The sequence below is a fragment of the Paenibacillus sp. A3M_27_13 genome (genome assembly GCF_024213315.1).
Lineage (GTDB): Bacteria > Bacillota > Bacilli > Paenibacillales > Paenibacillaceae > Paenibacillus > Paenibacillus polymyxa_B.
The window spans coordinates 26,876-46,920 of the sequence record NZ_JANAVE010000002.1 but is presented as its reverse complement, the minus strand read 5'-3'; the positions used below and the strand labels follow the sequence as shown (position 1 = coordinate 46,920).

Here is a 20,045-nt window from a genome sequence, read left to right as displayed (position 1 = left end):
AGTACGGATCAACACCGCGCATCCACTACAAAATAATTGGAAAATCAGCTGTTTAGATCGTCATGGAGAACGTCTCATTTCAGCGGCGAACGATCCACATAGATATGAATGTCCAATCGGTTTTCTACTGTTTCCAGTGGGGCTGCGTGTCTTCCCGCAAAGTCCTCATGTAAATCCGAACAGCCTGACCGTGCCCGGTCTACATATACTTCCTGCGTATCAGAAGCATAACCGACGAGCATCTCCTGTTTTTCTGATACTCGCAATTCCCCCAATCTGTAATAAATCGCCTATACAACAAATTTGAAAAGGCTTACATTTCCCATCTTCAATTTACCAAATCGAAATGTCATTCGTCAATTATTTTGTAAAAAAATCATTGACATTTGACTAAATATAGCATTAATAAATTATGCTTTTGTAAGAAGAAATGATAACAGTCATAGTATATAATCCAACTTTAAAAGTTAACCATAAACAATGACCGCTTTACTTATACAGCATGGATCTGTCCTCTCTGTTTCCCATACGCACTTTTTTTGTCCAGCTTATATAAGATTGGATTTAAATTTATTTGTCGATCCGATGGAGATAAATATAAGTTACCAAACAAGATTTACAAATGTAAATATTATTTGTTCGTTTGTAATGCAAACATTGCTATTTCATGCGAACTATTATACATTTAAGATACATTTAAGGTCTAAACGGAGAGCTGTAAGAGGCAACTGTACCTCTCAGGCAATCCATTATTAGTGAAGGTGGAACCTGTCTATGAAGAAAGAAAAAGTCACCATTCAAGACATTGCTGACGCTTTGGGAATCTCTCGAAATACCGCGTCCAAAGCGATTAACGGTAATGATAGCATCCCGGTTGATACTCGGAACAAGGTCATTAAAAAAGCGATAGAACTTAAATATAAGCAATTTGCCTATGTGGAAACGGAGAGCATCATCCCGAAAAATCAAGGTAACATTGCCCTGGTCACATGCAATCTGCCGAACAGCTCACATTTTGGCTCCTTACTCATCAGTGGTTTGGAGAAAAGAATAAGCGCAGAAGGGTATAATCTGTCGATTCATATTGTGCGGGAAAATGAAATCCATGCAGGAACGCTTCCTAATAATTTTGAAGCCTCCAAGGTGGATGGAATTATTTGTATTGAAATGTTTGATCCACAATATAGTGAGCTTATTACGGATTTGGGACTGCCCACGATCTTTATTGATTGTTCTGTGGACATTTCTTATCCTGATTTGAAAGCGGATTTATTGCTGATGGAAAATGAACATAGCGTTTATTCTGTCACCAAAAGCCTGATTCATCGTGGATTTACGCGGATCGGGTTTGCTGGGGATTATAAGCATTGCAAAAGCTTCAATGAACGGTGGTTTGGATATAACAGAGCTTTAATCGAAGCAGGTCTAAATGTGGATTTATCTTGCTGTATCGTCGATCAGGACCGGAATTTTTTCTCCGAGTCGGATTGGATGGATAAACAATTGGAAGGCATGAACGTGCTACCGTCTGCGTTCGTGTGCGCCAATGATTTTATTGCCGTCAGTGTCATGAAAGCGCTCAAAAATAAAAACTTGAAAATTCCTGACGATATTGCTGTGTTTGGGTTTGATAACGCTCCTGAATCCCGGATTGTGGAACCTCATTTGTCCACCGTGCATATCTACAACAACGAAATGGGCATTACAGCGGCTGAGATGCTATTGGCACGGGTCAAAAATCCTTCTAGACCTTATCAGATCACGCATATCAGAACAGAGCCGATATTTAGAGAATCCACTCCAGTGTTACAAATAGAAAAGTAAAAAGGTGTTCTGACGACGCTACGTGAACGGAACGTTGCTCCAATCGCTGTTGTATCCGGATTTTATTAAATAGCCTAGTGGTAAAAATCCGGATACAAAGGCGACCGCTGACGCTTTTCTCAATCGTTCCGTCCTCTCCGCTACTTTCAGCGTTTCCCTCACTATTACGGCTTTTCTAACCATCAATACAGACCTTGGATAGAGCTACCTCTACTGTGAAAGCTCTAAGAAAGCAAAGAGGCAAACCCCTAAATCATCCAGAGGCTTGCCTTTTTCTAAATCCATTAACTAATTTATACGCCGAAATAGATCTTAGTCTTCAGCTATTGGTTTATAAATCCTCTGCTGGAACTACTGGAACTACTGGCTCTCCCTCTATTTCCTTCGCATCTATTTCCGCCCCATCGATTTTCGTTTCATCGACTTCTTTTTCATCTACCTCCGCTGTCTTTGCCTCATCCACCTCATCACTGCTCTCTTCCTCCATCAAGGCTTTTGGCGTGTAGAACTTGGGAATCGGTACATTCGCCCAATCCATATCGGACGCAAAGTAAAAGCTCGTATAGGAAGGTTGGTTATACCCGGTATTTTGACGCGCCACATCCGTGCGATATTGCGGATCATGCATCAACGTGTACAATTTATGCGTCGTAGGCTCTGTGCTCAGATAGATACGGATTGCCGAGCTATCCGCTGTGCGGACGAGCATTTCCTCCCGCCAATCTCCGAAAATGTCGGCTACCAGCGATGGAGTTCCTTTCGTATAGTTGTTCGTTTTGGTTCCAGTGGCGGTCATCAATGTACCTCGTTTCCAATCCTCAATGGTTGGGGTTACATCAATTGCACCGTTTACGATTTGTGTGGTCATATCAGCTGCCCATTTGATACTCATATTGGTACCTGGCATCTTCGTATCCAGCTGTTTACCCGCTGCGGTCCACAGGCCTATGGCCCACGTCTCCAGACCTCGCTGATCCGGATCTATGTCACCGACCATTCCCCGACCTGTATCCTTGCCGGAATATGCGCCGTAAATGATTTCACCCGTTTTGGCATCCCGCAAAGAATAGCCATATGGAGCGTAGGTGCCACCTTCATGTACCATAAAGATTTCTTTGCCGGGGCGATCCGGGTCAATATCGGTCACATGCAGCGCATCGCCATGTCCCAATCTGGCGGTTTGACCTGGAGTTGCGCTTTCAGGAGGCATGACATCAAATGAGCTGTACAACAGGCTGCCATCATGGTCAATCGTGGCGGAACCGTATACGATTTCGTCCTTGCCGTCACCGTCCACATCCACCACGCTCAAAGAATGCGCTCCCTGTGTGGTCAAGGTGCCAAATTTCGGGTCCGTTCCATCACGCCCGTGCGGACTATCGTTAAATGGATTGGTCATCGGTGTCCAGCCACTGTCCACCATCCAATGTTTTTGGAGATGGCGACCATCCCATGTGTAGGTGGCCAAAGTGGAACGCGTATAATAGCCGCGTGCAAATACAGCGTACGGCTTGCGTCCGTCCAAGTAAGCCACACCTGCCAGAAAGCGGTCTACACGGTTGGCGGGTTCAATGCGGGCCATGGCGTAATCTCCCCACATGAGGCCATCGTCATGACGCTCCGGCTCATAGCGGATGGTATCCAGCTCAGCTCCCGTTTTCCCTTTGAAAATCGTCAAATACTCCGGTCCATCGACGATGAAGCCCTCGAACTCTCTAAGCTTGTTTTTGTCGCTCCGTGAAGGCGCGTATACATCCATAAAGTAGTCTGTCAGGCTTTCCGCATCCTTTCGGGATAACGGATAATTGTACTTCGGAGCGATACCAAAGCATTCCTCCAGCGTAGCAGGCCATTGTCCCTTGACCACTTCTTCATGCTTCGTCCAGTTCATAAACATGTTCACCACATGCTCATAATAATCCGAGCGACTCAAACGGTAATCGTCCTCATGTGTAATCCCTGCTTTGCGATCCTCACGTGGCAGAGTAATATATTTTTCTTTTTTCGGCTTGCCCTTCTTATCAAAAGAAATCGTTTTGGTCCCTGGAGCCGTTTTGAACATCAGCTCGGCTTTACCATCGCCGTCAAAATCGTACACCATCATCTGTGTATAATGCGCACCTGATCGAATATTCACGCCCAGGTCAATCCGATACAACAGCTTGCCTTCGGCCGTATACGCATCGACATACGTATTTCCGGTATACCCCTTCTGAGATACATCTTTGGAGTTCGACGGGTCCCATTTTACAAAAAATTCATATTGCCCATCTCCATCCACATCTCCCACACTCATATCATTGGCCGAATAAGTATAGGATTCACCTGCTGGTGTTACGCCATCGGCAGGCTTTTGGAGAGGAAGTTCATAGTAACCCTGCTGCCATGGCTTCACTTTGGCGCTACGATCCTTTTCCCGCCCATTAACGACTGAAGCTACTCTGTATACCGATTTCCCATTCCCTTCCTTATCCACATAGTTGGTACTGTCGGTCACTGTCGCGATCTTCTTACCGTCACGATATACGTTAAAGTCCGCTCCTGTCAGCCCCGTTGAACCGTAACCGTTCACTTCTTGAGCCAATAACCGCCAGCTTAAAAATACCCCCTCCTGCGTTGCCGCAGCTACCAGTCCGCGATCCAGCTTTTCCAGCTGAATGCTGCCGCTACGGTTCTGTTCAACTGCGATTGCTGATTCCGCCTGCAGCGTCGGTTCGGACAAGTCTTCCGCAGCCACTCCTCCAGTCGTCCCCGTCATCGCCAGCATCGCTGCCAACGCGGCGGTCAAGCTTCCCTTTCGCCATGCGCCTTTCCCTTGAGCCATCCAGGTCATCCTCCTCGAATGTATTGTGATGACAAGCAAATACCTGAAATGATTGCGCTTACATAAATTAAATTCCCTATTATTATAGTTTTGCCGTTCCCCCAAACGCGTTTAAATATCCGAGGATTTCTCTACACAAAACCGTGTTGTTTACTCATTCCAAATAAAACAGCCCTCACCAAGCCTGTTAACGGCATACTGAGGACTCAATATATATCTAATTTTCCTTTTATATTTTAGTGATACCCAATAATTTGAGCTACAACCACGAATACTGCACCCAGTACGAACCAGGCGGCCAGTAACGGCCAAAAGAAGCGAACCCATTTCTGATATGGAATACCCGACACCGCCAAACTCCCCATTAAGGCAGAGGAAGTAGGCAAAATCATATTCGAAAATCCATCTCCCAACTGGAATGCAAGGACTGTGGTCTGCCGTGTAATACCCAACAGATCGGACAGCGGCACCATAATGGGCATCGTCGTCGCTGCCATCCCCGAACCGGAGGTAATAAATACATTCATGACATTTTGGAACACATACATACCCAGCACTTGCACGGATTCCGGCAGATGTCCCACCATGATAGCAAGGCTGTTAACGATCGAATCAATCACATTGCCGTGATCCAGCACGACGACGATGGAACGTGCAAAACCAATGATCAGGGCACCATAGGTGATATCTTTGGCCCCTTTGGCAAACTCTGTCGCAATGCGACTTGGCCCGTAGCCTGCACAAAAGCCGGAAATGACTCCCATCGAAAGAAACAGGGCAGCCAGTTCCTCCATCCACCAATCTTTTTTGGACACTCCCCAGATTAACATCGCGAAGCTTACTATAACGGTCAAAATGATCAGGATATGCTTAAGCTGTATGGAAGGCAGATTGGATAGATCCACCGGCTTGTCTTCAGCGCTCTTTTCCAATTCGTAAACGAGGCTGCTTTCCGGGCTTGTCTTCACTTTACTGGCATAACGCATAATATATAAGCTCGTAATAACGATCAGGATGACCAACAGGATGGCACGAAGCCACAGCCCTGAAAAAATAGGAATTTGCGCAATCGCCTGTGCCAATCCGACATTAAACGGGTTCAGCAGCCCGGCGGTAAACCCGCAGGAGGCTCCCAGCGAAATCATGGCTGTACCCGTCAACGCATCAAATTTCAACGCCCGGGCGATGGCAATACCAATCGGCACGAATACCATCACCTCAGTGGACATTCCCATGGTAAAACCACCTACGGAAAACAAGGTGATAAACACGGGAATGACCCATAACCCCTTGTTGGAAAAAGACCTCGCAACTCTTCCGGTCACCGCCTCAATTGTGCCCGAGGAAGTAATAATCTGAAAGACACCGCCAATGATTAGAATGAAAAAGACAACATCAGCCGAATCGACTAGACCGGATACGATGGATTTTGGGATGTCCCACAGCGTAACCGGATTCGGATCGACATGAGCGTACGAACCGGGAACGACATAAGTCAATATTCCAGCCACTAAGGTCAGGAAAATAAGAATGACAAAGGTGTGCGGCATTTTCAGCCATTTCTTCGGACCGCTCGGTACGGTCGTGTTGCTACTCATTCGGATGCTCCCCCGTTTCTCAACGCGTGCCATTGTTCAAATTCAGTCCGTACCTCTCTCAGAGCCACCGGATCGGTTACCAGATCATAAGCGGTCAGCGCCAGCGCTTTGGCGGCATAATTCATTTCAATCATGCCTTCCTCTGCTCCTGCAAGCCGGGCAAATTCTGGCGTATGCGTGGACGCGTCACCCAATCGGATATAAGGATGAATCGCTGCAGTAATCTGGCTGACATTGCCGATATCCGACGAGCCGATCCCTCCCTGCGCAGGCGGCTCGTGAACCTCCAAACCCAGCTGCTCCAACTTGCTCTGGAACAAAGCCGCCAGCTTCTTGTTGGTATTGCGCTCCGCATAAATAAGCCCCTCGACAATATCCACCGTCGCGCCCATACCTTCTGCCGCCGCACGAACAGCACGATACACCTTGTCCCTCACCTCAGCCAGACCGACGACGGTTTGCGCCCGTAAAATAAACACAGCCTCGCACAGCTCCGGCACGACATTGGGAGCATCCCCGCCTTTGGTAATAATGCCGTGGATACGTACGTCGCTGGTAACGAACTGGCGAACGGAATTAATCGCCACAAAGGCATTGATCATAGCATCCAGCGCGCTAATGCCTTTCTCCGGAGAGGATGCGGCATGAGCCTGCTTGCCATGAAACGTGAAGGTGGCGTCGACGCAGGCCAGTCCCCCGCGTAAAACCATCGTTTTGTTCTGTGGATGCACCATCATCACGGCGTCCACACTGTCAAACACACCGTGCTCGCACATCATGATTTTGCCGCCACCCTCCTCCTCGGCGGGTGTGCCCAATACCACAATACGTCCGGGTAGGTCCGGTATCGCTTCTTTTAGGGCTATGGCTGCTCCGACCGATGCGGTACAGATCAGATTGTGACCGCAGGCATGTCCGATCACCGGAAGTGCGTCATACTCTGCCAGCAAAGCAATTGTCGGTCCGCCGGGCTTCCCTTCCCATTCGGCGCGGAAGGAGGTTTCCAGTCCTGCAATCCCCTTTTCCACAGCAAAACCAGCTTGCTCCAGTGTACTCGTGAGCCATCCCTGAGCCTGATATTCATGAAAGCTCAATTCAGGATGGGTATGTATTGTTCGGGCAAGCTCCCGCAACTCATGATCCTTTGCATCTACAGCCTTCAAAATCTCTTCATGGGATGACGTTCTGCCATTATGTCCGTTCGTTGTTAAATCCATCAATGGAATACCGCCTTTCATTCGCAATAACGAATAATTATACAACCAATATTCAACATTGTATAAGCGAAGACCAGTGAAGTAAATTTAATATTTTTTGGCTTTATCCTTAAAATTATTTTATATATGATATATTTGTCCTTGATATACGCTATTTTTCACCATTAATTACGTATATTCAATGTATTTACAGCCTCAAGACTGGAGCATCCATTCTACAAATCTTTCCACTGCCATAGGACGGCTGGATTTATTTTTATACAACATCCATGTTCTACGCAGGACAGGATCTCCATTTTTACGAATCAAATTAAATGCATACAGTTCATCCTTGGGAGAGATAAATATTTCGGGTACGATTGAATATCCCAGTCCGTGCCGAACCATTTCCTTGCAGGTTTCGTAGCTATCCACCTCCATAGAAACTCGTGGTGCACGGCCTATTCTCTCACTCCACCATGCCTGTACCGATTCGTTGAACGAGGAATACATATGACCGGAAAGTTGCGGCTTCCCCGGGTCCTTATAACGAATCATTGGAAGCTCCGGCAATTGCTCAAGCTCTACAGCTTCTTTGGAGATCACGCAGATATGCTCCTCATGAAGAAGATGCTTTCCCTCAGACCAAGGGTAATCATTGCGGATAACACCCAGATGAATTTCATCCCCGCGCAGCATCTCATAGATTTCCGCACTGAGTCCGCAGGTGACTGAAAATTGCACGTCAGGATAAATATCTTTAAAGCTTTTAAGAATCGGCGGTAGCCGATAATGTCCGTAATAGCTTGAAATCCCCAAGCGCAGCGTACCTTTTACTTCCTCGCTCAGGTGAATGACAGCTTCTTTTAATTCGGTCAGTTCCCTCAAATTCCGTTTGGCATACTCCACCAGTCGCTCCCCTTCCATGGTCAGCTTCGTTCCTCTGTTCCCGCGTACAATGAGAGGTACAGCGAACTCCTTTTCCAATTGGTTCAGACGGTAGGTCAAGGCAGGCTGTGTAATATATAGACGTTCGGCGGCACGTTTCATGCTCTGTTCTTCTGCAATGTAGCACAACATTAAACAATCCTTTTCATCCACCATGATCACTCCTTCAATTCAATCATTCCTTTGTTTAGCCGTTCCTTTGTTCTCCGTAAAAAAAGCCCAGATATATCGGTCTATTATAACGTATGAAAAACTTAGGCATAAAAAAAACGGACAGTGGATTGTTCCATTGTCCGTTTTCGTATTTTTCGCGCTAGTTATGGATTAGGATTCGTCTTGATTACTGCAAGCTAGTGAGGGACAAATGAACTGAAATCGTCCCGACTGGACTGATCCGCATGATAAAATACTACATCCCCGTCCTGTAAATGAAAGATATGCCCGTACGGGTCTTTTATCTCTCGGCGGTAACCCTCCAGTTGCCACTGGTTCAATAGCGGACCATTTATATACTGTAAATGCGGATGCTCGGTGTCCCCCTGACGCAGTGACTCCACATTAAAGTTGACGACGATAAAGCCCGTTTTCTTGAATATATCTGTATGCTCGTTTAGCTCCTGACGGCGACTGACCTCGCGCAAATCCGTGCCTTTGGTGACTGCGTATACATCAGCAGGCAGGCTATATTCACCATACCAGCGCTGAATCGACGCATTAGCGCGATCCACGTTGACCCCATCTGGCAGGTCTGTCTTCGGACCAATCAAGGTACGCACAGCCGCAGGCAGTACCAGCCAGTCGTAACGTCCAATCCAGGTCTTGCTGCGTGCAATACGGTGGGCATACAGGGAAACATAACGTTCCAGTGTCAACTGGCTTTGCTGTGCTTCACTCAGCTCATGCTTGTATTGGTAGGCTGACGTGTCCTGCATTTCCTCCATCGGCACATTGCGTAGCCGTTCATTCAAAATAACATATCGCTTTTCCCGGTCCTCCGCCGATCCCAAACGGATAAATTTTCGACTGCCGGAATGTGTATACAGATCCACCTCTTCCCGCTGTCGCCCATCTTTGCTCACCCAATAGAACGATGGCGTGATGCGAATACCGTCCTTGGCGCTAAACATATTGCCTTTGGTTTTGAGGTCAAACTTGAAATGATAGCCTGTCTTGACCGCCACATTTGCATAACCTTCATATGGGTGACTGCCGGGACGAACGGGCAAGGTGAACGGCTCCGGGTTCCCTCTAGGCAACCCGCCTATATTGCCAAGCCCCGTCCAATAGGACAGGCCACTATGCGTCGGGCTTCCTTTTCGCTGTCGAAATACCCGCTCCCAATGGTAATCGGCAATATCCGTGATATGAAAATCGTACATCCGTCCGATGACCTCAATATTCACCACATCATTGGCAACATGATGGGCGATATCCGTGTTGGCATGGCGTTGTTCGGTGAACCCGTCCGGTGCATTTTCGGCAATGGTACGGAACTCAACTGTATACTTGCCTTCATCCACCCATACGGGCAAATAAAAGTCTGTGTCGAGCTGCTGCACCGGAATGTCGATCCAGGTACCCCGCGGATAAAATTGTGTCTTCCCTTTGTCGTAGACATCGAACGGAAATCGTACCTGCTTGGTTCGTACATATTTGGCATACTCCCGATCACCATAGCCAGGAATATTTAAATGTGGGCCTGCTGTCGAGATCGTCACCCGGAAAGGGCGCTCCAAAATAAGCGCGGATCGTCCTTTCGTAGGTTGGGTTTTCTGGTTATGAGCAGCATCGTCCGACACTTTAGACAGATTCACTACAGGAGTGTGGACAGTCACTGTATTAATTCCCTGTATCGGAAACGTTTTATCCGCACCTCCATTGATATTTCCTTTGAGAATGGCGTAAGTGATGTCACCGCTGCTGGGCGTATTGGACTTATTTATCTTATACTTATCAATCACATGATCCGGACTGTACAGCACATCCGGCCCAATCGCTCCAGAAGAGGGAATAACGCCTGGCCTAGGGCCATTCACCTTAACACGCACTGGATTCATAATGATCTTGTTTTCAAAGGTTAGAGTGTCGTTTTCCACTTCGATTTCCTTAACAGCCCCCTCTGCCTTGGATTTCAGTGCACTACGGTCATCAGGTACACTCGGCTTGCTGCTGCCACCGTTTTTGCTACGGCTACCGCCATCCACTGTCCCGGGTGCAGGGGGCGGATAAAAATTGCCCTGAGTCGCTGCAATATAGGAAGGGGGTGTATAAGATTGCGGACGCAAAGTGATTGTTTCATTAGGTAACGCATAATTTCGGAGCGTAGCCTCCTTAATGCCGTACACCTCCAAATTATCTATCGTCCAATATGAGTATGGACGGACGATTTGGTAAGTATAGGTTCGCTTCACGGTCTCACTCCGTCGAGATTTTTTCTTAGGCCGCCAGGTCAATCGATATTCCCGTTTTACGTTCACTGTATATGTACACTGGCCTGTCATGTTCACAAACTTATGTTGAAAAAGGTATCTCTTCGCTTGCACATGACCGTATAGGCTTTCAGATGTAGGAATACCTTTGGATACGTCAAATCGTTCCCGACCACGCTGGTCCGCTTTGATAACGGCAGATACTGTCGGGTCCAGTTCGGCAGTTTCCAAGCGCAGACCTGGAACGGGGCGGGAGCAGACAACACCTTTTGTTGGCTGTTCATTATCTTGGCAATCTGAGGGTGCTCCCTCTTGGCTTTCTCCAGGCTTAGGACAGCCCTGAGCTTCTTTGTAATACAAATAAGCGGTAAACTGCTCAAAAGAACCGTCATAAGTAAATCCGGGTACAATTCCCGGCAAAATATCTCCGCTTGGCGGTTTACCAGTCGTGCTTTTCTTATAACCCACATACTCATATTTCGGGTTGGTTGGCGGGGTAAAATCATACGGTTGATCAGCTTTTAGTTCATCTTCTATTGGTGTAAATACGTTGTTAAGTGATTTTCCATCAGTTGTAAAATGCTTGACGATTAGACTGCTCTCCAGTTCGATCTTAAACAGGATGGGTTGGTAGATGCGGTACGCTTCAACTTCTTTGGCACAGTTCGGGCAGCTCTCTTCCTTGATGTTTTTAGGTTGAGTTATCGCATCCAGTTTTATATTTACGGTGATTGGAATAATGGTTGTATCCGTTCCAACCCCCTTTATTTGATAGGGAAGAATGTCGTCTTCCTTCGTACCATCACTTACATAATCTACATACTCAATGTAATCATCAAACCGAGATTTTGAAAAATACTTTTTATAATCAGGATTATTTTTGTTGACCTCCGCTGCTGGATTATACAACTTTGCTTCAACGCTCTTAATCTTACGACCAGGAAAATTAAATTTGTACGTGAACTTCGCCTCACCGTGCATCCCTTTTCCTGGCTCTTTTCCACCGTCGGTTACCCATTTACCAGCGGTGTTCATCCACATATCGAAGTACATCATCCCAACAAAATAGCGGGCATTCTTGTCTGGATAGTAGGACAGCGGTGTGATTTCTTCTGAATCGGCTGCCACCTTATCGGTGGGAAAAGAAAAAGGTGAGAGCTGCAACAAAAGCAGTACCCCCACCAGCAATACGGCCAGAATTCGTTTGGTGTTCTTCATGTGCTTAATTACCCTTCCACGGGTTGACCATCATTGGAATATAACCATCGCCTTGCAAGCGAAATCCAATGTACTGAATGTCTGCCAGCTTGAAAGACTTATAATTTCTAATTCCCTGGAAAAGCTCATCAGCAGACGAATAGATCGGGTAATAAATCATTTTTGTACCATCACCATTGTCCTGCGTCAACTCATCCAGTGGAGGACGGAGGCGTGCATCCTTGTTCTTGGTCAGGTAAAAAATACTGGCCGCTGTACTCGAACTTGTTTTTTCTCTCACCCGTAGGTAAGGAACACCTTTAGGTGTCGTATAAGGCTCAACAGAATAAATTTCTCGTAGTAACTTAGTAGGCAGATCAGATTGTTTGAAAATAACCACTTTCTCGTATGTCGTACCATCAACAACGTTCTTCATGAGGTTGGGAATTGTACTAATGGCCTTCTTATACGGCTCAATACTCACCGCCTTATGCCCTGTATCCTCCAGCGCAGCAATTTCCTTCTTCCCAATCCAGACCCAGCGGCTGACCTTATCCCACTCCACCGTTTGCCCCAGGCCTTCACTTACCAACCGCAGCGGCACAAAAGTACGGTTTTGCTTCAAAATAATCTTCGTTTCATACGTTTTGGTCTGCCCATCCACGGTAGCGGTGTTTTGACCCACTGTCATGTTAACAGCATGTGCATCATTTTTAATCGACACAGCCAATTGACCGCCTGTTTTCTCCCAGCCAACCTTAGCCCCCAATGCCTCGGATACAAAACGAATCGGAACCATCACATAATCGTTGCTATCCTGAAAAGGTTTAGCATCTGGAAACTGTATTTTTTTCGCGTTTAACAAGACTTCAATCGGTTTGGTGCTGCTTGCTGCCTCCGTCGTTGGAATCGTACTTGTCGCGCCCCATAGCAACGTGACTGCGGTCAAACTCAACATCCATTTTTTCATACTCATCTCTCTATCCCCTTTGTCAGCTTAAACTTTAAACTATGTATATCATCTCTAATCTCATAAACTTATCGCATCCCCACTTTCGGAAAATACTGGATACAACTTATATATTATAGAGTTTCCCTATTACAAAATCTATAAGAAAAACTTCTAATACAAAGCATTCCTAACAAATAGACTCTATTGAGCAATCCCTCCCCCTAAATCATAGAACTGACTCTTTAAAAAAGTTTATATTTCCGCAAAATATCAACAAGAAAGGGCTGCCTCTCCCTATGAAGGAAGAAACAGCCCGTGTGCTTCACGCGCAACAAAACTATGAATATATCAGCTCATACCACCATATGGATTATTCCAGCATCATCCAATATTTCTTACATCATAAATCATACCGGACTAAAAATCAAACGTTACTTTTCTCTCACGAAACATTTCAAAGATCATTCATGTATACCTGAACTTCCAGCTTGATAGCGTTGCTCATACACGTCCTTGTTGACCATCCTCAGCCCAAACAATCTGCGGATACGCTGTCCCGGCTTGGCCTTGAAGGTCACCGTCGCTTGATCCTTACCCTCCAGATATGCAGCCGGAATAGCAGCATTAACGTTGTAAAACTTATCGGCCTCATCAAAACCTTCACTAAAATGCTCAAGCGGATGACCGTTAATCAAAATATCAAAACCGCAGTTAGGCATTTCCAGCGTAGCTGTGTAGGTAATGACCAACAGCATTGGAGCAGACGGATCTGTATTCAGATCAAAAGAAAACCAGCCGTCAATTCCCGCATTCCGGTAAGGTCGGTTATTCACATATCCGGTACGAGTCGAAGCATCTCCCTGGAAGTTATGGTCTCGCTCCGGCTGCATTTCTCCGGGTTGGGCAAAATCAATCGTGCACTGCTCCAGAATCGCCAGCTTTTCGCGTGCCGCTGTGTATTCCTGTTCCGCCTCCTGCCACGCTTCCTTGGTAAAAATGTCCCAGTATACGGAATACGTACGGTCATGCATTTTATACAGAGGAGATAATTCCACATCCCGGGGATGCCCTGCATTCAAGGTACGAAACGTATTGGTCTTGCCCTCCACGGGCTGAATCCAGGCATCCAGCTTTTCCGTTTGGGGGATGAATACTGGTGTGTACAGGAAATCCTTGGCTTTAGGATCTTCTAAGGGTCCAAGGTCGCCTGCCAGCACCAACGGTCCATACATGATAGCCGCCCGATCCGGGTTATCTGGCATCTGCTCCAGTCTCAGCGACATCGGAATCGTCACCTCTACAACGTCACCGTCAATCCACGTTCTGGCGATGGAGACAAAGCTGCCCGGTTCCGATACAACCGATTGCTCCTTGCCATTTACACGAATGGTAATTCCTTTTTCAGCCCAATATGGATAACGGATGAGCAGCATAAATGAGGCAGGTTGATCGCATTGAATCTCCAGCGTCGTATGATCTGTCTCTGGATAGGAAGTATTTTGATTTAACGTAACACCTGTGTCCTTCCATTCCAGCGTGGAGGCAATGAACTGATTGACATACAGCTTATCGTGATCGTGAAAATAAATGCCGCTGCCGTAGCTCGCATGGTTTTCCATCCCTGTGCCGACACAGCACGTGAAATCATCAAATTTGCTTTCAAAATGCTTGTGCCCACCCATCGCCAGCGACAGAAAATACGTTACGCCCCCGTGAACCGGGTCCTGCGAAGCCAAAATATGATTGAATAGACCTCGCTCATAAAAGTCCGCTTCCTTGGCGGAAACATTCCATTGAAACAGATGATTGGTCAGCTTAAGCATGTTATAGGTATTGCACGTCTCCGTCGTATGAGGCCCGATGCGATCATTCAAGCCATCTGGCGCGCCAAAATATTCTCCAAAGCTATTCCCGCCAATGACATACGAATGATGATCCACCACCCGCCCCCAAAAAAACTCCACCGTTGCCCGGCGTTTCGTATCATTGGTCAGCTCATATTCCTTGGCAAGCCCGATCAGCTTCGGAATCTGTGTATTGGCGTGAATGCCCTGCAAACAGTCTTCCTGCGAGCTAAGCGGGTCCAGCACCAGCTTGTGCCAGAAGCATTCAGCCAGCCACAAGTAGCGCTCTTCCCCGGTATCCGCATACAAATCGGCCAATACCTCATTCATGCCTCCATATTCGCAAAACATCATCTGCTGGAGCTGCTCATCGCTCATCGGCTTCATAATTCCTTCGAGCCAGTCCGCCAGCTTGCGCTCTACATCTAATGCCTTATCACACCCTGTCAAATGATGCGCATCCCGCAGGCCAGCGAATAACTTGTGCAGTGTATACAAGGGTGCCCAGGCACCGTTCAGGTCAAAGCCCTTCGAGCGAATATTTCCAGCAGACACCTCTTCAAAAAGTTCCTTCCCCCCTGGAATACCGGATACATATCCGTCACCATGCGCCGCCTGACAAACGGCTAGTTCATCCGTAATGTAATGAGCAATTTCTTTAAAACGCTCATCGCCCGTTGAAGCATACATCATGGAGCAAGCGGACAAGTAATGTCCCAGTGTATGACCGGAAATAGTCATCGCTTCCCAGCCTTCATACTGAGGCGCTTTGGGCGTAAGTCCGGCATATTCCCGAAAACGCGCCAGCAGGCGGTCTGGTTGAAGCTCCAACAGATAAGATCGGTTCAGCTCCATCGCCTGTTTGAAGGGACCTTCAGCCAATACCACCTCATTCAGTGCGAACGGCCTTGCTTTCATATGGGCTTTTGCTTTAAGAGTCACTTTCCGTTCCTCCTTTAAGGCGAATTTGGGATAAAAAAATGCATATCAAACACAATGAGCCGTTACGCGCCGCTGCCAGAGGTTTGCCCCCACTGCTGGTACAGCTGCGTTCTCGCCTCTGTAATGCCGGGATGAAACTGAATCAGCGCATGCTTGCGTGCAAAATGGACCTCACGGATCGCCTCCTGTACCCGCTGTTCCCCGCCTGCTCCGCCGAGTCCAGCGGCATGGAGCATGGAAGCGGCGGCTAATCGACCTTGGGCCATCGCGACCAGCCCGCTTTCGATGCCGGTAATATTGCCGGCAACGTACAGCCCTTTGAGCGAGGTTTCCATTCGCTCACCATGCAGTGGAACATGCCCGCCTAGCTCAGGGCTGTACACGAACTTGCACCCGGCTACCGCCGCCAGCTCAGCGAGCGGGTACAAGCCGCCGCTCAACGCCACGAAGTCGGCGGGTTCGACGCGCTCGCTGCCGGGAATAGGCGAGCCGTCCGGTTTAACGTGGATCAGGGTCACAGATTCGACCCGGTCCTGCCCGTTGACGGACAGCACTGCTGTCCGCAACCGGATCGGGATATCCCACAGACGGAAGCCTCTGTGGGGATAGCAGCACGCGATGAGTTTCTCCATCCGCATCGCAGCTGCGAGCCTGCCGCCTGCACGCATCCAGGCGGCAGGGGCCAGCCCCGACAGCTGAAGCAGCAGCTTCGCGGAGGCTGTCGGATCTGCCGCCGCACCAGCCAGCGGATTAGCGCACGGCAGTGTAATCGCCGCCACCTTCACCCCGGCGACAGACAGCTCGCGGGCAATCGCCATAGACAATACGTTCATGCCCACTATGATGCCTCGCTCTCCTGGCTTAACGTAATGAACGTTGGTCATCACCTGCGCGGCCCCGATGGACATCACGCCGGGCAGCGTCCAGCCATCCAGCGGAACGGGAATTTCAGCAGCTCCAGTCGCCAGCAATACGTAATCCGCAGTGAACAATCCACAGGAAGTGGAAATTTCCCACGTCGTTGTATATTCCATACCATGTACGGAAACGCCGCAGCGAATGTCCACCCCAAGTTCCCTGCAACGGGTAATCAGCTCATCCGAAACGTGTTTTCCAACCCACCAGCCTTGACTGCCTTCCTCATGATATTGCCCGGGCATACGTCCACCCGGCTCTGTAAACTCATCCAGTACCGTGACTGGCAATCCTTGCTCAGCAGCCGATACCGCTGCGGACAATCCAGCGGGACCTGCCCCAATGACGATGAGATGCGCCATTTCATTCATGTCACAATTCTCCCTGTGATTTCATTCGAAAGTTGCCGTCCGGTTTCCACCACCATACCTTCCTCCAGCTTGGTCAGGCAGGAACGGACGGTACCGAACGGATGAACCGTCAGGCGGCATTCGTTACAATGCCCAATGGCGCAGTATACACCTCTAGCCGTACCGGATTCCTCATGCCTTCTCAGCAAACGGACACCGCTGGCCAGCAGCGTTGCTGCCAATGGCTCTCCGGCCAATCCCTGCATAGGACGACCGTCAAAAATAAAAGATACCTGCCGCCGTTCCGGCTTTGGTCCCAAAATAGGGTGATTTACAATACGCATGCGGCTCATAAGGAACCTCCCTCTGCCAGCTGCCCGAACGTTACGGGACGCACGGGAGGCCTTTGGGATAACAGCTCCGCCTCCCGGCGGGCGGCAGGAACCTGATTGTAAAACCATGACTCCACCAATTGTCGGCATACCCTGCCCTGACATGCCCCCATCGTCACCCGCGTAGCCATTTTAAGCTGGCGCACGGTGTCCACGCCCATGCGGCAGGCCTGCTCCATCTGTGCGATACTCACTTCTTCACAGCGACATACGAGCAGATGACCTGATGCGCTCTCAACCGTCTCACTTCGTCCCGTCGCCCGCTTACTCATAGCTGATCGCGCAGGTTTTAATCGCTGAATAAAAATCCAGCGCCGCCTGGCCCTGTTCCCGGGTATGTGAACTGGATTGCTTCAGACCGCCGAACGGAGCCTGGTATTCGACACCAGCCGTCTCCTGATTAACCCGGACCATACCGGCGTTCGCCTCATCCAGAAACCGGTGAGCCAGCCGTAAATCGCGGGTGAACAGCGAGGCGCTTAATCCATAAATAGAATCATTGCACAGTCGAATCGCATCCTCAAAGTCGTCTGCCTGCACGACACCCATCACGGGTCCAAAAATCTCCTCCTGAATCAATGGATGGGACGAATCAAGTCCAGTCGCCACCATCGGACGCACATAATATCCGTTATCCGTCCCGGCGGCGGCTCCACCTTCGGCTAAAATATCGGCTTCCCGGCGGGCGAGTGATACATAGGACATGACCTTCTCATACTGACTTGCCGATGCCACAGGTCCAAGATACGCACTGGGGTCCAGTGCAGGGGCGATCTGGATTTTTTCCACCGCTTGGCGTAAGGCTTCCGTGAACGTCTCATAGACAGACTGTTCCACAATCACCCGGCTGGTGGCCGTGCATTTTTGCCCGGCTGAACGGAAAGCTCCGCTAACAATCATCGCCACCGCCTGTGCTACATCCGCGTCCTTCAGCACAATGGCGGCATTTTTACCGCCCATCTCGGTCTGGTACTTCATGTTACGGCGCGCGCATCGCTCGGCAATGCCCAAACCTGTAGCAGTAGAACCCGTGAAGCTGACCGCATCCAGTACCGGATGCTCCAGTAAGGCATCGCCAATACGGTTACCTTGCCCAATGACTAAGTTCAGTACGCCGGGCGGAAGCTGCACCGCCTCGAATAGCTCGGCGACCCGCACTGCAGTTAATGAAGCATGTTCGGCAGGCTTCCAGATGACCGTGTTTCCGCACAAGAGTGCAGGGGCGATTTTCCATAGCGGAATAGCTACCGGAAAATTCCACGGCGTAATGACTGCCGTTACACCCAGCGGAATGCGCTTCGTGTATTGGAGCACCCCCGGCTCATTCGAAGGAATGACTGTACCGATGGATCGTACGCCCTCTGCCGCGTAGTATCGGAGCAGATGGACACCTCGCATGACCTCTCCGCGCATCTCGGTAATCGGCTTGCCCATCTCACGGCTGGCCAGCTCAGCCAATTCAGGTAATGCTGCCTCTAGTAACCCGGCTGCTTTGAACAGATAAACTCCCCGTGCTGCGGGACTTAACGCGGCCCAACCCGCCTGAGCCAGCCGTGCCGCATCCCCGGCCTGTGTAATATCGCCCGTTTCTGAAAAATGGACGACTCCGACCTCCTCCTTCAAGGACGAAGGATTGTGAACCACCATTTCCTCGCCTGAAGGGTTCAGCCACTCACCGCCGATCCAATTTCGGCTCTCCATCGTCTTCACCTCCATTCAGGATGAAACTTCGCTTGGACGAACCGCCACCTCAAATGCTTCGCGAATACGGTCATAATCCGCCTGCGGCAGCGCAAGTCTGGGCGGACGTGTCGGACCGACCGGAAATCCAGCCAGCTCCATCATATATTTGATGGACTGTACCAATTGCGGGCTGGCATCATAGTGGAACAGCGGCAGCAGCCTGCGATACAACGCGGACGCTTCCGCCATGTTTCCCGCCTGCGCAAGTCGGAACAGCTCTACCCCTTCCTTGGGCAGCGCATTAGGTACCCCCGAAATCCAGCCTGTCGCGCCGAATAATGCCCCCTCCATCGCCAGATTATCTACTCCGACCATGACCTCCAGCTCTGTCTGATCCAAAATAGCGTGAATACGCCGTACATCACCCGAAAATTCCTTGACTGCTACGATATTTTCAATTCGCGACAAGTCCGCAAGAATATCTGGAGTCAAGTCAACCTTGTAATCATGGGGGTTGTTATACGCAATGATCGGCAAGCCCACCTCCGATAATGCTTCATAATGGGCCGTTACCTCGTGAGGCAGTGGATTATAATTAATGGGCGGCAGTGCCATGACACCCGCTGCCCCGGCATCCTTCGCATGCTGAATCCAATGCACCGCCTGTTTGGTGGACGGAGCCGCCGAGCCGACAACAACCGGGACACGCCCTGCCGCAGCGTCAATTACGGTATGCACAACCTGCGACCGTTCCTCCGGGGACAAAGCCGCATATTCCCCCAGCGATCCCGTAGGAACCAGTCCGCTAATGCCGCTTGCAATCAGATGCTCGCACAGCTCGGTCAGACGCTTATGGTCTACCTCCAGCTCTGCCGTGAACGGTGTAACCAAGGCCACATATACACCTTCAAAACGTGCCATATGCTTACCAACCCTTTCCCATCTTTATTT

At 49.1% G+C, this 20,045-nt stretch carries 14 protein-coding genes; 1 reads left to right on the top strand and 13 read right to left on the bottom strand.

Features of this window, described 5'->3' with window-relative positions; all coding sequences use genetic code 11:
* Nucleotides 1–74: 74 nt before the first annotated feature.
* The gene (locus NLX82_RS06870) at nt 75–275 is read right to left on the bottom strand and encodes a GH32 C-terminal domain-containing protein (RefSeq protein WP_254347664.1); all 201 of its coding nucleotides are present in this window, start codon (nt 273–275) and stop codon (nt 75–77) included.
* A 499-nt stretch (nt 276–774) separates the two neighbouring features.
* Here NLX82_RS06870 and NLX82_RS06865 point away from each other — a divergent pair, with 499 nt between their 5' ends.
* Complete coding sequence (locus NLX82_RS06865; RefSeq protein WP_068938462.1) at nt 775–1,824, top strand: substrate-binding domain-containing protein; 1,050 nt, start codon at nt 775–777, stop codon at nt 1,822–1,824.
* 331 nt (nt 1,825–2,155) lie between these two features.
* Here the strand turns inward: NLX82_RS06865 and NLX82_RS06860 are convergent, their stop codons facing one another.
* From NLX82_RS06860 to NLX82_RS06805, 12 genes are all read right to left on the bottom strand, one after another.
* Entirely contained in the window at nt 2,156–4,648 is a 2,493-nt protein-coding gene (locus NLX82_RS06860) for a rhamnogalacturonan lyase (protein ID WP_076295051.1), read from the bottom strand.
* 236 nt (nt 4,649–4,884) lie between these two features.
* Nucleotides 4,885–6,246: a YfcC family protein gene (locus NLX82_RS06855; RefSeq protein ID WP_254347663.1), complete on the bottom strand. Its 1,362-nt coding sequence runs from the start codon at nt 6,244–6,246 to the stop codon at nt 4,885–4,887.
* Entirely contained in the window at nt 6,243–7,463 is a 1,221-nt protein-coding gene (locus NLX82_RS06850; protein ID WP_254347662.1) for a M20 family metallopeptidase, read from the bottom strand. Before NLX82_RS06850 ends, NLX82_RS06855 begins: the two co-directional genes overlap by 4 nt.
* 195 nt (nt 7,464–7,658) lie before the next feature.
* The gene (locus NLX82_RS06845) at nt 7,659–8,546 is read right to left on the bottom strand and encodes a LysR family transcriptional regulator (protein WP_254347661.1); all 888 of its coding nucleotides are present in this window, start codon (nt 8,544–8,546) and stop codon (nt 7,659–7,661) included.
* Nucleotides 8,547–8,740: 194 nt separating this feature from the next.
* Nucleotides 8,741–12,037, bottom strand: a complete 3,297-nt coding sequence (locus NLX82_RS06840; protein ID WP_254347660.1) for a DUF5704 domain-containing protein — start codon at nt 12,035–12,037, stop codon at nt 8,741–8,743.
* Nucleotides 12,038–12,041: 4 nt separating this feature from the next.
* Nucleotides 12,042–12,992 carry a copper amine oxidase N-terminal domain-containing protein gene (locus tag NLX82_RS06835; RefSeq protein ID WP_254347659.1) on the bottom strand — a complete coding sequence of 317 codons (951 nt, stop codon included), beginning with the start codon at nt 12,990–12,992 and terminating at the stop codon, nt 12,042–12,044.
* 437 nt (nt 12,993–13,429) lie between these two features.
* The gene (locus tag NLX82_RS06830) at nt 13,430–15,730 is read right to left on the bottom strand and encodes a glycoside hydrolase family 127 protein (RefSeq protein ID WP_254348184.1); all 2,301 of its coding nucleotides are present in this window, start codon (nt 15,728–15,730) and stop codon (nt 13,430–13,432) included.
* Nucleotides 15,731–15,816: 86 nt separating this feature from the next.
* Nucleotides 15,817–17,040 carry an NAD(P)/FAD-dependent oxidoreductase gene (locus NLX82_RS06825; RefSeq protein ID WP_254347658.1) on the bottom strand — a complete coding sequence of 408 codons (1,224 nt, stop codon included), beginning with the start codon at nt 17,038–17,040 and terminating at the stop codon, nt 15,817–15,819.
* Entirely contained in the window at nt 17,037–17,372 is a 336-nt protein-coding gene (locus tag NLX82_RS06820) for a (2Fe-2S)-binding protein (RefSeq protein ID WP_028543232.1), read from the bottom strand. Before NLX82_RS06820 ends, NLX82_RS06825 begins: the two co-directional genes overlap by 4 nt.
* Entirely contained in the window at nt 17,369–17,683 is a 315-nt protein-coding gene (locus NLX82_RS06815) for a (2Fe-2S)-binding protein (RefSeq protein WP_068938458.1), read from the bottom strand. The genes NLX82_RS06820 and NLX82_RS06815 overlap by 4 nt, the downstream gene beginning before the upstream one ends.
* On the bottom strand, nt 17,676–19,112 hold the full coding sequence (locus NLX82_RS06810; RefSeq protein WP_254347657.1) for an aldehyde dehydrogenase family protein: 1,437 nt from the start codon (nt 19,110–19,112) through the stop codon (nt 17,676–17,678). The genes NLX82_RS06815 and NLX82_RS06810 overlap by 8 nt, the downstream gene beginning before the upstream one ends.
* Nucleotides 19,113–19,127: 15 nt before the next feature.
* Nucleotides 19,128–20,015, bottom strand: a complete 888-nt coding sequence (locus NLX82_RS06805; protein ID WP_028543234.1) for a dihydrodipicolinate synthase family protein — start codon at nt 20,013–20,015, stop codon at nt 19,128–19,130.
* Between the last annotated feature and the right edge of the window lie 30 nt (nt 20,016–20,045).

What these genes read in the sequence shown, in the direction of transcription:
- NLX82_RS06865 (WP_068938462.1), top strand. Translation starts at nt 775, where the DNA reads ATGAAGAAAGAAAAAGTCACCATTCAAGACATTGCTGACGCTTTGGGA.
- NLX82_RS06860 (WP_076295051.1), bottom strand. Translation starts at nt 4,648, where the DNA reads ATGGCTCAAGGGAAAGGCGCATGGCGAAAGGGAAGCTTGACCGCCGCG.
- NLX82_RS06855 (WP_254347663.1), bottom strand. Translation starts at nt 6,246, where the DNA reads ATGAGTAGCAACACGACCGTACCGAGCGGTCCGAAGAAATGGCTGAAA.
- NLX82_RS06850 (WP_254347662.1), bottom strand. Translation starts at nt 7,463, where the DNA reads ATGGATTTAACAACGAACGGACATAATGGCAGAACGTCATCCCATGAA.
- NLX82_RS06845 (WP_254347661.1), bottom strand. Translation starts at nt 8,546, where the DNA reads ATGGTGGATGAAAAGGATTGTTTAATGTTGTGCTACATTGCAGAAGAA.
- NLX82_RS06840 (WP_254347660.1), bottom strand. Translation starts at nt 12,037, where the DNA reads ATGAAGAACACCAAACGAATTCTGGCCGTATTGCTGGTGGGGGTACTG.
- NLX82_RS06835 (WP_254347659.1), bottom strand. Translation starts at nt 12,992, where the DNA reads ATGAGTATGAAAAAATGGATGTTGAGTTTGACCGCAGTCACGTTGCTA.
- NLX82_RS06830 (WP_254348184.1), bottom strand. Translation starts at nt 15,730, where the DNA reads ATGAAAGCAAGGCCGTTCGCACTGAATGAGGTGGTATTGGCTGAAGGT.
- NLX82_RS06825 (WP_254347658.1), bottom strand. Translation starts at nt 17,040, where the DNA reads ATGAATGAAATGGCGCATCTCATCGTCATTGGGGCAGGTCCCGCTGGA.
- NLX82_RS06820 (WP_028543232.1), bottom strand. Translation starts at nt 17,372, where the DNA reads ATGAGCCGCATGCGTATTGTAAATCACCCTATTTTGGGACCAAAGCCG.
- NLX82_RS06815 (WP_068938458.1), bottom strand. Translation starts at nt 17,683, where the DNA reads ATGAGTAAGCGGGCGACGGGACGAAGTGAGACGGTTGAGAGCGCATCA.
- NLX82_RS06810 (WP_254347657.1), bottom strand. Translation starts at nt 19,112, where the DNA reads ATGGAGAGCCGAAATTGGATCGGCGGTGAGTGGCTGAACCCTTCAGGC.
- NLX82_RS06805 (WP_028543234.1), bottom strand. Translation starts at nt 20,015, where the DNA reads ATGGCACGTTTTGAAGGTGTATATGTGGCCTTGGTTACACCGTTCACG.